Origin of the sequence: Endozoicomonas sp. OPT23, from assembly GCF_009653635.1 — a bacterium.
GTDB lineage: Bacteria > Pseudomonadota > Gammaproteobacteria > Pseudomonadales > Endozoicomonadaceae > Endozoicomonas_A.
Map to the genome: position 1 here is coordinate 530709 of NZ_PPFD01000002.1, position 14429 is coordinate 545137.

At 46.3% G+C, this 14429-nt stretch carries 13 protein-coding genes and 5 tRNA genes; 13 read left to right on the forward strand and 5 right to left on the reverse strand.

The window, feature by feature from the left end; all coding sequences use genetic code 11:
- Nucleotides 1-5: 5 nt before the first annotated feature.
- The 4 genes from lolB (at nt 6) to EOPP23_RS04245 (ending at nt 2959) form a co-directional block, all read left to right on the forward strand.
- The gene (gene lolB, locus EOPP23_RS04230) at nt 6-653 is read left to right on the forward strand and encodes a lipoprotein insertase outer membrane protein LolB (RefSeq protein ID WP_194842493.1); all 648 of its coding nucleotides are present in this window, start codon (nt 6-8) and stop codon (nt 651-653) included.
- A gap of 133 nt (nt 654-786) precedes the next feature.
- On the forward strand, nt 787-1728 hold the full coding sequence (gene ispE / locus EOPP23_RS04235; RefSeq protein ID WP_228550556.1) for a 4-(cytidine 5'-diphospho)-2-C-methyl-D-erythritol kinase: 942 nt from the start codon (nt 787-789) through the stop codon (nt 1726-1728).
- 13 nt (nt 1729-1741) lie between these two features.
- Nucleotides 1742-1816: transfer RNA gene (locus tag EOPP23_RS04240), tRNA-Gln, on the forward strand.
- A gap of 201 nt (nt 1817-2017) precedes the next feature.
- Nucleotides 2018-2959 carry a ribose-phosphate pyrophosphokinase gene (locus EOPP23_RS04245; RefSeq protein ID WP_370514618.1) on the forward strand — a complete coding sequence of 314 codons (942 nt, stop codon included), beginning with the start codon at nt 2018-2020 and terminating at the stop codon, nt 2957-2959.
- 158 nt (nt 2960-3117) lie between these two features.
- Here EOPP23_RS04245 and EOPP23_RS04250 read toward each other — a convergent pair whose 3' ends face one another.
- Nucleotides 3118-4095, reverse strand: a complete 978-nt coding sequence (locus EOPP23_RS04250; protein WP_153764721.1) for a hypothetical protein — start codon at nt 4093-4095, stop codon at nt 3118-3120.
- Nucleotides 4096-4294: 199 nt separating this feature from the next.
- Between EOPP23_RS04250 and EOPP23_RS04255 the strand changes: the two genes are divergently transcribed.
- Entirely contained in the window at nt 4295-4924 is a 630-nt protein-coding gene (locus EOPP23_RS04255; RefSeq protein ID WP_153764722.1) for a 50S ribosomal protein L25/general stress protein Ctc, read from the forward strand.
- A gap of 52 nt (nt 4925-4976) precedes the next feature.
- Nucleotides 4977-5570 (forward strand): aminoacyl-tRNA hydrolase, encoded by a 594-nt coding sequence (gene pth, locus EOPP23_RS04260; RefSeq protein WP_153764723.1) that lies wholly within the window; start codon nt 4977-4979, stop codon nt 5568-5570.
- A gap of 231 nt (nt 5571-5801) precedes the next feature.
- Here the strand turns inward: pth and EOPP23_RS04265 are convergent, their stop codons facing one another.
- From EOPP23_RS04265 to EOPP23_RS04280, 4 genes are all read right to left on the reverse strand, one after another.
- Nucleotides 5802-6722 (reverse strand): hypothetical protein, encoded by a 921-nt coding sequence (locus EOPP23_RS04265; protein ID WP_153764724.1) that lies wholly within the window; start codon nt 6720-6722, stop codon nt 5802-5804.
- A 146-nt stretch (nt 6723-6868) separates the two neighbouring features.
- A complete protein-coding gene (locus EOPP23_RS04270; RefSeq protein ID WP_153764725.1) occupies nt 6869-7531 on the reverse strand; it encodes a hypothetical protein in 663 nt (220 codons plus the stop codon).
- Between the two features lie 133 nt (nt 7532-7664).
- Nucleotides 7665-8657, reverse strand: a complete 993-nt coding sequence (locus EOPP23_RS04275; RefSeq protein WP_153764726.1) for a D-alanine--D-alanine ligase — start codon at nt 8655-8657, stop codon at nt 7665-7667.
- Nucleotides 8658-8713: 56 nt separating this feature from the next.
- Entirely contained in the window at nt 8714-9787 is a 1074-nt protein-coding gene (locus EOPP23_RS04280) for a hypothetical protein (protein WP_153764727.1), read from the reverse strand.
- Between the two features lie 211 nt (nt 9788-9998).
- On the opposite strand from EOPP23_RS04280, the gene ychF reads away from it, so the two are divergent.
- The 7 genes from ychF (at nt 9999) to cls (ending at nt 14347) form a co-directional block, all read left to right on the forward strand.
- The gene (gene ychF, locus EOPP23_RS04285; RefSeq protein WP_153764728.1) at nt 9999-11090 is read left to right on the forward strand and encodes a redox-regulated ATPase YchF; all 1092 of its coding nucleotides are present in this window, start codon (nt 9999-10001) and stop codon (nt 11088-11090) included.
- Nucleotides 11091-11276: 186 nt separating this feature from the next.
- Nucleotides 11277-11353: transfer RNA gene (locus tag EOPP23_RS04290), tRNA-Met, on the forward strand.
- A gap of 77 nt (nt 11354-11430) precedes the next feature.
- Nucleotides 11431-11505, forward strand: a tRNA-Gln gene (locus tag EOPP23_RS04295).
- Nucleotides 11506-11583: 78 nt separating this feature from the next.
- Nucleotides 11584-11660 (forward strand) — tRNA-Met (locus EOPP23_RS04300).
- A gap of 42 nt (nt 11661-11702) precedes the next feature.
- A tRNA-Gln gene (locus EOPP23_RS04305) sits at nt 11703-11777 on the forward strand.
- 113 nt (nt 11778-11890) lie between these two features.
- The gene (locus tag EOPP23_RS04310; RefSeq protein ID WP_153764729.1) at nt 11891-12673 is read left to right on the forward strand and encodes a TSUP family transporter; all 783 of its coding nucleotides are present in this window, start codon (nt 11891-11893) and stop codon (nt 12671-12673) included.
- A gap of 207 nt (nt 12674-12880) precedes the next feature.
- Nucleotides 12881-14347 (forward strand): cardiolipin synthase, encoded by a 1467-nt coding sequence (gene cls, locus EOPP23_RS04315; protein WP_153764730.1) that lies wholly within the window; start codon nt 12881-12883, stop codon nt 14345-14347.
- Nucleotides 14348-14429: the final 82 nt, after the last annotated feature.

Genomic DNA, 14429 nt, shown 5'->3' on the forward strand with positions numbered 1-14429 from the left:
AAAGAGTGTTTACACAAACTATGAATCCGGTTTTTTTCTATAGGGCTGTCAGCAAATGGTTGCTGGCGGCCTTTTGTGTTGTTCTGGTGTCCGGCTGTGCAACCGTACCTAAGCCGGAAGTTGTTGTGTCAGAACAGGTTAAGCAGCAGCTCTGGCAGGAAAATAAGCAGCATCGACAGAAGGTGGTGAGTTGGCAGCTGACCGGGCGTATGGGGCTTCGAGTGCCGGGTGAGTCCGGAACCCTGTCACTGGAGTGGCTGCAGAATCAGACGGAATACAAGCTCTACCTTGATGGGCCATTGGGTACTTCTGTGGCCCGGATTGAAGGTAATAAGCAAGGTATTACTCTGTGGGCAGATGGTAAGAAGTATCTGGGGCGAGACCCTGAATCACTGTTACTGCAGTTAACCGGTTGGGACTTGCCGGTTAGCTTGTTGCGCTACTGGATTGTCGGTATCCCTGCGCCCTGGTCTGATAAAACACTGCAGCTGAACAGTCAGGGGTTGGCGGAAAAAATCAGTCAGAGTGGCTGGCAGGTTGAGTACCTTGGTTACAAGGATTTCAAGGGTGTGACTCTGCCATCCCGTCTTCGTGTTACTCGTGGAGAGATTCGAGTAACGCTGTCGATTAGAAATTGGCTTGTCAGACCGTAAGTAGTGCAATAATCTTTTGACTCTTAGAGGCTGTTTGATAAGTATCCTCAATTTACTGTGACCGCAGTAGGACAGATACTTTTCAAACAGCCTCTTAACGCCTTAGTCTTGTTTGCTGTTTTACCGGATTCGAATGATGTCATCACCACTGGTTTTGCCAGCCCCAGCCAAACTGAACCTTTTTTTGCATATTATTGGTCGCAGAGAGGATGGCTATCACCTGCTGCAAACCCTGTTTCAGTTTCTTGATTATGGCGATGAACTTTCATTTGAGCAGCAGGGAGATCTAGAGTTGATTTGCGATATTCCAGAGCTGGTGAATGATGATAACCTGATTCTGAAAGCGGCCAGAATGCTGCAGGAAAAAACAGGCTGTCAGAAAGGTGCAAAGATTAATTTGACGAAAAGACTGCCCATGGGTGGTGGTGTAGGCGGTGGCAGCTCTGATGCAGCAACAGCTCTACTAGGCCTGAATCTGCTTTGGGAGCTTGGCCTCAGTATTGATGAGCTGGCTGAACTGGGGTTAAAGCTTGGAGCTGATGTCCCCGTTTTTATTCGTGGCTACGCTGCTTTTGGAGAGGGGGTTGGTGAAAAATTAACACCTGTTGAACCTGAAGAACAATGCTTTCTGGTGCTGAAGCCTGACTGCCATGTAAATACTTTATCGATGTTCAAACATCCTGATTTGACAAGAGATACCCCTGCTATTAAAGTTTGCGCCGCGTTGGACAGACTGTACCAAAATGAGTGCAGAAATGACTTTCAGTCTCTGGTTCGCAAGCTTTATCCGGAAGTTGATAAATCTCTGTTGCTATTGGATAATGCCGGAAATTCGAGCATGGGGCAGGCCATGATGAGCGGTTCAGGTGCGTGTGTTTTTGCATCCTTTGTCAGTCGTGAACAGGCAGAAGCGACTTTGACAGAACTCGGCTCTGAAATAGATGGTTTTGTGGCCCGCGGTGTAAACCAATCTCCGTTACATAACCAGATTCGCCAGCTGACAACATGCACGAAACAGAATTCACTGTCCGACAAGCGACTTTCTCGCAACCAAGAATGTCGCAACCAAGAATGACATCGAATTTTACTGGGGTGTCGCCAAGCGGTAAGGCATCAGGTTTTGATCCTGACATGCGGGGGTTCGAATCCCTCCACCCCAGCCATATTTCCAAAGCATATCCCTCAGTCAGCGACTTCCGCTGCAACCGTATTCCCGATTACAAAAAAAACAGCTACAAAAATAACCGTTACAAGAACAGCAATCTCCCGAGATCACAGCGCTCCCTCCAGCACAAAACTGTCTGTGAACTTCAGGTGAATTGCTACATCCACCCAAGACTACGACCACAGCAAGGTACAAATCAGTGTCGAAAATGATGGTGTTTGCCGGCAACTCAAATCCGGAGCTGGTGCAGAAGGTTGTCAATCACCTGCATATCCCATTGGGCAAGGCTTATGTTGGCCGTTTCAGTGATGGCGAGATTGCTGTCGAGATTCAGGAAAACGTACGTGGACGTGATGTTTTCATCATTCAGTCTACTTGTGCGCCAACTAACGATAACCTGATGGAACTGCTGGTTATGGCCGACGCTATGCGTCGCTCCTCTGCCGTTCGTGTTACTGCCGTGTTGCCTTACTTTGGCTATGCCCGCCAGGATCGTCGTCCTCGTTCAAGCCGTGTGCCTATCTCTGCCAAAGTGGTTGCAGATATGATTGCCAGTACGGGTGTGGACCGTGTGCTGACTGTGGACCTGCACGCTGACCAGATTCAGGGTTTCTTCGATATCCCTGTGGATAACATTTACGGTTCTCCTATCCTGCTGGATGATATGGAGCGTCAGTCATACGAAAATATGATGGTGGTATCCCCGGATCATGGCGGTGTTGTTCGTGCCCGTGCTGTGGCCAAGCGTTTGAACACTGACCTGGCGATTATCGACAAGCGTCGTCCTGAAGCCAACAAGTCTGAAGTTATGAATATCATCGGTGATGTTGCTGGCCGTACCTGTATTCTGGTTGATGACATGGTGGATACCGCAGGTACACTCTGTGCGGCTGCTGGTGCACTGAAAGCTAAAGGCGCTACCCGTGTTGTCGCTTATTGCTCTCACCCGATTCTGTCTGGCCGCGCGCTGGAGAATATTGCCAACTCCGAGCTGGATGAGCTGGTGGTGACTAACACTGTACCGCTGAGTCCTGCAGCTCAAGCTCTAGGTCGTATTCGTCAGCTGGACATGTCGCCACTACTGGCTGAATCTGTACGTCGCATCAGTAATGCTGAATCCATCAGTGCGATGTTTCAGTAATTGATGTTCTAGTGACGTTGCTCTGGTTTTAGTGATGTTACTTTCAGACTGCTTGATGGATTGATCAGGCAGTCTGGTCTTATTGAAGTGCTACATTTTTGGTGTTTTCCTTTTCTTCTGTCTCCCTCTCCTGATATTCAGTACTCCTGCGTTAATGGTTAAAATACGGATGCTCTGTAAAAGTCAGACTGCGATAAGTCAAACCAGAACTGTATGCGCTCTGCCAGATTTTGAGTGTGTTCTTCGTCTGTGATGACTAATAGTGTTGTTACTTCTTTTTCCATCAATCGATTTGCGATTGAAAGCGTCATCTCTCTTCTGTGATTCTCTTTTTCTTGTTCAGGATCTGAAGAGGATGCAGGCAGATGTGCGTGCTCCCAATTCAGTATGAGTGGAACCACAAACTCATCATGCAGTACGCCTGTTGTCATGCTTCCGACGGCCAATACAGAGAAGAACATACCGACGTAGGGGTGGTCTGTACCAAAAGATCCGCCGGCTATTGAAAGCAAGGTTGTGCTGAGAAGAGTATTGAAGCTCTTCATCTTGTGGCTACTCTGGCGGTGAACCTCATATTGCTCTTTATAGCCGCGGGGAAATAACGTTGTGTTGTGGGCCAGATCTGAATTCAATTTATAAGGTAGGGGGAGTCTGGTCAGAGTTGTAGCTTCAACTGAGACGTCAGCAAAAGCGAGATTGGGATTTCGCGGGTAGAAATAGATCAGCTTTCCTTTGCTGGTCTCCTTCGTAATATTGGCCATTGGGTGGGGCTCGTAGGCTACATAGCGAAACCCGGTGATAATGCTTTGAGCAGCCAGACTGTCGTAGTAAGTGCTTTCATTCTCGCCAACAAATACTACTTTCTTTTTAGTGCCGTATTTGGATTTCAGTTCCAGAACTTGAATTTGAAAGTTGCCTTCAGGCTGATTAGAAAGTTCTTTTAAGAGGTTGATGTTTATTATCGGGGCAAAAGGGTCTGTTAAGGGATTGTATGTGCTTGGTATGTAAGGTGATTCGATTGTTGCCTTGCTTCCTATGTTTTCTGCACCACTTCCGCAAGGGAGGGCATGGCAGTAAATGCTAGAAAGACTAAACAAGATTGAGGATAAATATAAATATAACCTATTGTTTTTCATGGTTTATTTGTGTTTTTAATGAGTGTTTCGCTTGGACATATAAATCTTTGTTTGGTTCAAATTAAGCCCCCGCCCTAAATAATGTGCAGAAAAGTAGGGGTAATTCTATTTTGCAATTCCCGTTCTGGCCGGTATGATATGTCGCCTTTATTAATCCGCTAACCTGGTCGCAAGGCTGGCGGGACTCTGGAGATAGACAATGTCTGAAGCAATCGTACTGAATGCAGTAGCACGTAAAGACGTAGGGAAAGGTGCGAGCCGCCGCCTGCGTCGTGAAGAACTGGTACCAGCCATCATTTACGGTGGTGAGCAAGAGCCAACTCAGGTAACCCTGGAAGCTCGTGCTATCCGTAAAGCGCTGGAAACCGAAACTTTTTACTCCCAGATCATCAATCTGGAAGTAGACGGTGCTTCACAGCAGGTAATCCTGAAAGACCTGCAGCGTCACCCAGCGAAAGAATTCGCTATGCACATCGACTTCCTGCGTGTTGATGCTACTCACGCTGTTACTACTCACATCCCACTGCACTTCCTGAACGAAGAAGCTTGTGTTGGTGTTAAAGCTGGTGGCGCGATCACTCACGCTCGTGTAGAAGTAGAAGTTAAGTGTCTGCCTGCAGATCTGCCAGAATTCATCGAAGTTGATATGGCTGACGTTGAACTGGGTGGCCACGTGCACCTGTCCGACCTGACCATTCCAGCTGGCGTTGAACTGGTTGCAATGCTGCAGGGCGAAGGTCACGACCTGGACGTAGCTTCTGTACAAGCTACCCGTGGTGGTAAAGACGACGAAGCTGAAGAAGCTTCTGAAGAAGCTGGCGAAGAGTAAGTTTTACTTACTGTTAGCTAAGAAGCAGCCTGAATAAATCAGGGAGGGTATTATGGCAAAGGATTCATCTATTAAGCTGGTTGTCGGTCTCGGCAATCCCGGTGCCCAATACGATGATACTCGCCATAATGCCGGCTTCTGGTATGTGGAGCAGCTGGCCCGGGCCTATGGTGCGACCCTTCAGCCTGAGAAGAAGTTCTTTGGTCTGTCTGCCCGCATAACCGTTAACGGACAAGACGTTCGTTTGTTAAACCCGACGACTTTTATGAATAAAAGTGGTCAGGCCGTAGGTGCTATCAGTACCTTCTTCAAAATCCCCCCTGAATCCATTCTTGTGGCTCACGATGAGCTGGATCTGCCAGTTGGTGTTGGTCGTTTAAAGCAAGGTGGTGGTCACGGTGGTCATAACGGCCTGCGTGATATTATTTCTTCTCTTGGCAATAGTCGTGATTTTCTACGTCTTCGTCTGGGTATCGGTCATCCCGGTAACAGCAAGGAAGTGGTTAATTATGTGCTGCAAAAGCCTTCTATCTCCGATCGCCAGAATATTGATTCTGTCATCGACGAAGCTGTCCGTATTTCTTCTGAAGCCTTTACGGGTGCTCGTGCCAAAGCTGTGCAGGAACTTCATACTTTTAAGGGTTGAAGTCTCACTCCCTCAATTCTTACTTTCTCTGAATGTAATTGATTTTGCAGGATAGTTATCGTCAGGCAATCCATCACTGTTTCTTTTCCCCTGAATTCAGTTCCTTTATGCGGCTGTTCCTGGAAAATTAATCAGCCAGAGTTCCCCCAAGCCCTTGACTGCACCGGAGACTTCTGCAACAAGTGGTCGTGCTTGATTGCCCTGTTTCATAACAGTCGCCGACAGAATAGCTCACCAACATTGAGTTGGAACTAGGGGTAATATATTGTGCAGACTGAAAGACAATCTCAGAATGTACTGTTTGTTTGCAAGAACAAAGATAGTTGAGCTGTCATCATGCTGGATTTTTTTGGCCAGCGTTTCGGCCATCTCTGCGAGGTGATCCAGGCGAACAGTTTCTGTATCTTCAGGCGCGGTATCTGGAATAGAAAGGGATTTCCATGCAAGCTGGGTGGGTACAACTAACTGGTTGTATAATACACTTCTAACCATGTAAGCCGCTCCTGATAGTGTTACTACTGTACTTGCAGCCAAAGTCTCCTTTCTGCCGTTGTATAAGTAGCTTCCGAGAAGGCTCATCATGCCGAGGCTAGTACCGACAGTGGCGGCTGCTCCATCAAAACTCAGTAAAGATTGAGGGCGGAGGAGATAGAAGGATTTATAGTGTTCGTAAAATCCTTTAGGGAACAGTGCTGTGCTGTTTGCAGCTGAAGGAGATAATTTATAAGGTAAAGGCAGCTGTGAAAGAGCTTCAGCCTTGCGCTGAAGGAGTTTTGGGGGATTCAGTTGATAGTAATAGAGAAGTTTTTTATTTGCTTGCTGTAGTTCAATGTGCTCGAAAGGGTGTGGTTCGTAGGCCACAGAGTGAAGGATCTTTATTAAATAATTAAATAGTGTTGGATTCATCTCTGTTGTTTCATCTTCACCAATGAAAACGATGGTTTTAACTTTGTCGTCAACAACGGTATGGCTTAGTTTTAGAAGAAAACTATCAGAATTTTCTTTCTGAGCCTCAAGAAGTCTTGTAATTGCACGCGCGTCATCGACGACACTCTGCGTCTTTGCATGGGTAATGCCGCTATAGATCAAATTCAGTACAAGAGTAACTGTGCAGTAGAGGTGCGTGTATTCACTAAGATCGATCCTTTTCATATGATATATTTTGTAGGCGCCTTCATTAGTTATTAGTTCCTGCCATTCTCATACTCTGAAAGGCTACAAGTGTTAATTGATTTGAACTGTGTAATATGTATGGTTCAATGGCGCTGACTTAAGCCCCTAGATCAGTCATAGAAAAGTTAGTTAGTCTTTGTTTTCGGGAGGTAGATGAATGATAGATCTTCACTGCTAAATTGAAGATTTGTACGCTGCTTAGCCATGTTGCCGCTACGATCCTGATCAATAAGAAATGAGAGTCTATCCTTCAAGGGAGTGAGGACGTCGAGTGAAAAATATTTTCTGCAGATAGTTATATGAGGAGTATAGCTGCCATGCTCTGGCCTTGTTAGAACGTCAAGTTTGTAGCCACTTTGATGATAAAGTTCGTTGTACAGATGCTGGTTCAGTTTTTTGATAACAGCTTCACTCTCGTAATCCGGGCGGAAGGCTAGAACATCTGAGGGGAAAGGGTATTCAATACGATTGGCTTGAAAGTGGATCATGTTCCCACTCATGTAGCTGGATATTATGTCTCTGATAATGGGTTCCAGATTTCTTCCGTTATCAGTAGAGATATCTTCGATGAAGCCTATGGTCAGGTGTAAACGCCGATTTAGATTGAGAGGTTTTTCTAAATGGAGACTTTCAAACAGTTCTTGTTGTTGTTCTGGATCGAGCTCAAGGACGATGGCGATACTGCCTTCGCTAGCTAATGCCGGGGGCTGACTGAAAAGGGTTATTGCCATTATCATCAGGATGAGCGGTAGTCCTCTGCTTGCAGTTCTGGTTAGTTGTAACATCATGAATTTTCCCTGAGTTTTTTGAATTTACTCGTTGAGTAGTCGTTCAGATTTTTCGGGTGCTTCAGAATGAAACTTAAATGTTATGTTTCTATGGTTATAGTGGCTGATTCTTCTAAATAAAATCTGTGAATAGTTAAAGCTTTAGCTTGGGTATAGGCCAATAGCCCCCATTGTTGGCTTGCTTCCTGAAGCGTGTCATTGCGTGGTTAATAAGGCTGCAGAGCAGCTCTTCAAACTGGATACCCATGTGTTTGGCGCCATCTGGATAAAGGCTGGTAGGCGTCATTCCTGGTAAGTTGTTCAGCTCGGAGAAAATGGGCGTGCCATTTTCGGGAACAAGGAAATCTGAACGACTGAGGTCAAGACAGTTAAGTGCCTTGTGCGCTTTAAGAGCGATGTTCTGAACTTGCTGATATTGATGCTTGGGAAGCTTGGCGGGAATGATGTGGTTACTCAGCCCCGGTGTATAGCGGTGCAGGTAATCGTACCAGGCGTTATCGGGAGTTTTTACTTCAATTACCGGTAGGCTGGTGTAATCTTCCAGATGCAGAACGCCTGCAGTAATTTCCCTGCCTTCAATAAATTCTTCGACCAAAAGGCGTTCGTCCAGCTTCAGGCCGGCTTCCAGCTTTTCTTTGAGGTCATCATAACCAAGCGCAAACTGTACGCCTATTCCTGAGCCTTGGCAGGGGGGTTTGATAATGACCTTGGGTCCCAGTTGTTCAATACATTCCAGTGTTGCTTCTTCGATATGTTCGTTTCTATACACAACCCTGTCCTTTGCCATGGGTATACCGGCTTTGGCGAGCACTCGTTTGGTGACAATTTTATCCAGTGAACAGGCGCTGGCCGTTACGCCTGAGCCTACATAGGGGACGCCCATTATGTCCAGAAGGCCTTGCAGGCGGCCGTCCTCTCCGTATGGGCCGTGGGCAACTGGAAAGGCTATATCAACCTTGTGGCGCAGCAGTTCGGCTGGCAGGGTGCTATCCAGCTCAAGGTGAATCACTTTGCCGTAATGTTTCTCCAGTGGTGGTGTAATACGACTGGCTGAGAGTCTTGATACATCGGCTTCCGGTGAAAGTCCGCCACAGATAATGGCAATAGTTATGCTTTTATTAGGCATTATGAGATTCCGAATAATGTTAATAAGTTATTGTAGAAGGTTGTAAAGAGGCTGGATTATTGGATTCCCCAATATCTGGAGTGCTGTGCATGGCCGTTGTAGCTCCTCTTCACTCTTTCTATATCTGTAAAGGAGTCTGTATCCACATGTTTGAAAAAGTCGCAAAACTTCAGGCAGCTGTGAATAAAGAGGCCGTTCTTGCTCTCTAATGGCAGATGACTCAAATAATCAATCGATTTAAAGTAGTCGTGTTCAGATAGGTGTACCCACTCGTAGGCGTTGCTCACATTGAATAGCATTACTTTAGCTCGTTGTTCTTTAAGTATGTCGCCAAATTTCTTCATGTTTGTTTTGCTGGCCAGATTGATTCTTACCGGGCTGAAGGAAATGGATTGGATGGTTTCCATAACCTGCTTCATATTGTCGAAGTTATCGAACATGCTCAGGTCAGGCATTTGTCTGTCGTGATAGCTATGGAGGATGCTGTAAGTCTCGCTATCGAGGAAAGAATTGCTGAAAAAACGCATTAAGTAGCCGGTCCAGCTTTGATCCTGGAAATAGAATACAAAAGTCAGGGTTGTTGCCAGTTTTTTTCTGTATTCGGAAAGCGTGTTGATGTTTAACTTTCCTTCGGGGTAATCATTTCTGGCCCAATGTTGAAGGATCTTTATATAAAACATGTTGTAGTTGAGCATGCCATTGGAAATATCAAGAAAAATAATGTGATTTACCTTTTCTGACAGTGTGGGTAGCAGGACGTTTAAAAACGACTGACCTACGAGTATGGCTATGCGAGGGTTGCTGCTCTTACCGAGGTCTGGGAGCTGTTGTTGAATGTCGTAGATGGCTGTGGGAAAAGGTCTGAGAAAGAACAGTAAGTGATTTTCGTTAGAGAATGGGAACTCAATAGTGTTGTATTCAGCCGGGGCTTCATTGATCTCTGAAGTTGTCAGTGTAGGGAAGGCCAACTTCAGCTGCTTCGAAAGCTGGGTGTTTAAAGAGAGGCTGCTTTGCTGCTCTGTTTCTGGCTGAATCGCGGATTGAGCTTGACCGTGTAAGGTTGATACTAAGAGTGTGAGTAATAAGAAGGCCTGAAAATAGAGTGATGGAAGGAATAGAGACTTCCTCATACTTGGCACCTTCTTTTATTTTTATAGGTATGTGATTTATATCCGTTGCTTTCATTGACCTCTTTTGTCTGTCTAGGTTCCCTCCTACTGGTTTCAATCTTTATCGGGCTTTATAATTCGCCACCATGTAGCCGTGAGCAGACCGCTCAGGTCGGTAAATCGCATGGCATCACTCTCTTGATACCCCTGAACTCAGGGCTGGAAACGAATTATGGGCTTTAAGTGTGGCATCGTTGGTCTGCCCAACGTTGGTAAATCAACTCTGTTCAATGCGCTGACCAAAGCAGGTATTGATGCTGAGAACTTCCCTTTTTGTACTATCGAACCAAATGCTGGTGTTGTCGCCATGCCAGACCCGCGTCTGGATAAGCTGGCTGCGATTGTAAAGCCTGAGCGTGTTCTACCAACCACTATGGAATTTGTGGATATTGCAGGTCTGGTGGAAGGTGCGTCCAAAGGTGAAGGTCTGGGCAACAAGTTCCTGGCTAACATCCGTGAAACTGATGCTATTGCACACGTTGTTCGTTGCTTTGAAAATGACAACGTCATTCACGTGGCCAACAAGATCGATCCTGCTGCTGATATCGGCATTATCAACATCGAACTGGCTATGGCCGATCTGGAAAGCTGTGAAAAGCAGCTGCAGCGTGTCGTGCGTGTTGCAAAAGGTGGTGACAAAGAAGCCAAGGCTCAGAAAGATCTGCTGGAAAAAATTATTCCGCATCTGGAAGAAGGTAACCCGGTTCGCTCTCTGGAATTGAGTGATGCTGAGCAGGAGCTGACCAAAACTCTGCATCTTCTGACCACCAAGCCAACAATGTATATTGCCAACGTTGACGAAGATGGTTTTGAAGATAATGAATACCTGGATGTAGTGAAAGGCATTGCGGCTGAAGAGGCGGCTGTTGTTGTGGTTGTTTGCAACAAGCTTGAATCTGAAATTGCCGAGCTGGAAGACGAAGAGCGTAACGAATTTCTGGCTGATCTGGGAATGGAAGAGCCGGGGCTGGATCGTGTGATCCGTGCCGGTTATGAGTTGCTGAACCTGCAAACTTACTTCACCGCTGGTGTGAAAGAAGTACGTGCATGGACTGTAAAGGTGGGCGCAACTGCACCTCAGGCGGCCGCTGTTATTCATACCGATTTCGAGCGTGGTTTTATCCGTGCTGAAGTAACCGCATACGACGACTTTATTCAATACAATGGTGAGCAGGGCGCGAAAGAAGCCGGCAAGCTGCGTGTTGAAGGTAAGGAATACATCGTAAAAGACGGCGATGTCATGCACTTCCGTTTTAACGTTTAATAATAGATAACCAGTATCGTGTGAATTTCTGTCAGCTGGCTTGTCCGAATGCCTGACAGAAAGGAACTCTGCTTATCTATCGGTAAGGCGTAATCCCTGTAGGTATTTACTGAAAATGCCGAAAAAAGCAGCTCAATTGGTTGACAGGGAAGGGTTAAATCCTGAAAATGCGTCGCATCTTTCGGGGGCTAGGTAGCTCAGTTGGTTAGAGCACATCACTCATAATGATGGGGTCGGCAGTTCGAATCTGCCCCTAGCTACCATATTTCAATTACTGTTATTCACTGATTGACAGTAATTTGAAACGTGTTAACTTCGAAAGCGTCTGAAAAGACATTGCTGGGGTGTCGCCAAGCGGTAAGGCATCAGGTTTTGATCCTGACATGCGGGGGTTCGAATCCCTCCACCCCAGCCATTTAGTTATTCTCTTTCTTTTAAAGAAAGCTTCTTGACAAAATTGTCCTGAATGCAGAGAATAGCGTCCCGATTTGATGGCTAGGTAGCTCAGTTGGTTAGAGCACATCACTCATAATGATGGGGTCGGCAGTTCGAATCTGCCCCTAGCTACCATTCAATATCGGGAATTAACGTTGAGATATTGAACGTTAAAATTGGAGTGTCGCCAAGCGGTAAGGCATCAGGTTTTGATCCTGACATGCGGGGGTTCGAATCCCTCCACTCCAGCCATATTAGAAAAGCCTGTTAGTGAAAGCTAACGGGCTTTTTTTATGCCTGCTAAAAAAGCATAATCCTCTCTTCTTTTTTCCTTATCCTTCATTTTCCTCTCCATGGAGTCAGGTTTGGACATTGTTCTCTCATTAGACTGGGCGCTGCTGCTGTTTTTTGTAGCACTCGCTGCAGGGTTTGTTGACTCTATCGCTGGTGGCGGTGGTTTGATTACTGTTCCAGCTCTCCTGGCAGTAGGGTTGTCCCCGGCTCAGGCGCTGGCAACAAACAAGTTGCAGAGTTGTGGTGGCTCGTTCACTGCCAGCCTCTACTTTGTTCGCCGTGGGTTGGTGTCTCTAAAAGAGATGCGCTTTGCCATTGCTATGACCTTTATAGGGAGTGCTTTTGGCACGATTCTGGTGCAGTCCATCGATGCAAGCGTTATGGAGAAGGTGATTCCTTTTCTGATTCTGGGGATAGCAGTCTACTTTATTCTCTCAAAAGGCGCCTCAGCGGCTGAGGATAAGCAGCAGAAGATCTCTCTGGTTGCTTTTTCTTGCACTGCAGCGATGGGTATAGGCTTTTATGATGGTTTCTTTGGGCCGGGTACGGGCTCATTTTTTGCCATAGCTTTCGTCAGTCTGCTGGGTTTTTCGCTGACCAAGGCGACAGCTCATACTAAGGTACTGAATTGCACCAGTAACCTGGCGGCACTGTTGTTCTTTGTGTTGGGTGGACATGTTGTTTGGGTGGTTGGTTTGGTGATGATGGCTGGACAGTTTATTGGCGCCAGGTTGGGTTCCAGAATGGTGGTCAGCCGAGGGCAGCAGATTATTCGACCAATGATTGTGCTGATTGCTGTGACGATGAGTGGGAAATTACTCTGGGAGCAATATTCTCACCTTTTGTTTTCTTAGAGGCTGTTTGAAAAGTATCGTCCGTTGTGAGGATTGCAGGAAATTGAGGATAAAAATGCGGCTCTGAGAGGAGAATAGCTAGCTATTTGACGAACAAAGCCGCATTTTTAGACCGATTTACTGTGACCGCAGCAGGGCAGATATTTTCAAACAGCCTCTTAGTTCTGGGTTATTATTCATAGCCCATTATTAATATCTGAATAGCGAATGGATATCAGCTGGCTCAGTGTTTTATTTGGTGCTGTCTATATTGGTCTGATTATGGCCTTTGGCATCAACGTCATAATGCAAAGACGTCCAGTCGGAGTGACTCTGACCTGGCTCTTGCTGCTGTTTATCCTTCCGGTTGCTGGTTTCTTCTTCTATTTACTCTTTGGTTCCAGAAGATTGGGGAGTCGACGCCTTAAGAGGATAGAAAGTCTATATCCTGATTACGCCCAGTGGTCTGAACACCTTTCCAGAGTGCTTGAGGTGCATCAGGAGTCCTGCCCTTCCCGAGCTGTTCATACCGGTGTTTATAAACTGGCAGAACAGACGCTGGGTATTCCTGTACTTCCTTCCGATCGACTTCAGCTGTTTCACGAAACCGACAACATTCTTGAAGGGCTGTTAAACGACGTTAATGGCGCACAAGAAAGTATTGTCCTTGAGTTTTATATCTGTGAGCCGGAAGGTCGTATTGCGCAGCTGGCTGAAGCGGTTATTGCTGCGGCAAGGCGAGGTGTTGAGTGTGCAGTTGTGCTCGATGCAGTAGGAAGCTGGTCATTTTTGAAGAGCGACTGGCTGCAGCGATTTCGTAAAGAAGGTATTAGTGTTACTGAGTCCATGCCAGTAGGTTTGCTGCGAATGCTGTTTGAAAGAGTCGATATTCGTAACCACCGAAAGCTGCTGGTAGTGGATGATCAGATAGCCTGGAGTGGCAGCTTCAATCTGGTCGATCCTGTTCTGTTTAAACAGGATGCCAGTGTCGGGCAGTGGGTCGATGCCATGATTCGTCTTGAGGGTGTGCCTGCTCATGTCTTATCAACCATTGCGCTCTGGGATAAAGCGATGGAAACTGGTGAAAATCACCCGCTGTTTCATACCAACTACCAGATGCCCGAGTCTTCGCTGAGCTGTTATACGGGAGCCGACGTCCATGTGCTGCCTTCCGGTCCGGGTATTGATCGAGAGCGTTTGCATCAGGTTTTGCTGACTGCTATCTATGAAAGCAAGGAAGAACTACTGATTTCTACGCCTTACTTTGTCCCGGATGAGTCTTTGTTGCAGGCACTCAAGACGGCTTCCATGCGCGGAGTTGATGTCCAACTGCTGGTGCCTTATCGAAACGATTCCAGAATGGTGCACTATGCCAGTCGTTCTTATTACGATGAGTTGCTGAGTGCCGGCATAAAAATTCACCAGTTCAAAGGTGGGCTGCTGCACACCAAGTGTGTTTTGGTGGACCGTTCTACTGTGCTGTTCGGGACGGTGAATCTCGACATGCGCAGCGTCTGGCTCAACTACGAAGTGACCATGATCATCTACGGCCATGCTTTTGGCTTGACGATGACAACGCTACTGGAGCAATACATTCAGCAGTCTGAGCTGGTTGACGCTAAACGCTGGAATAAAAGACCCTTCTCTAAAAAGCTGCGTGAAAATCTTTTTCAGATATTTAGTCCGCTACTTTGAGTCCCTTCCTTAATATTTCTATTCTTCTTTGAATTTTATAAATCAGTAATGATTATATTTATTTTGAAAGAGTAATTTTTAA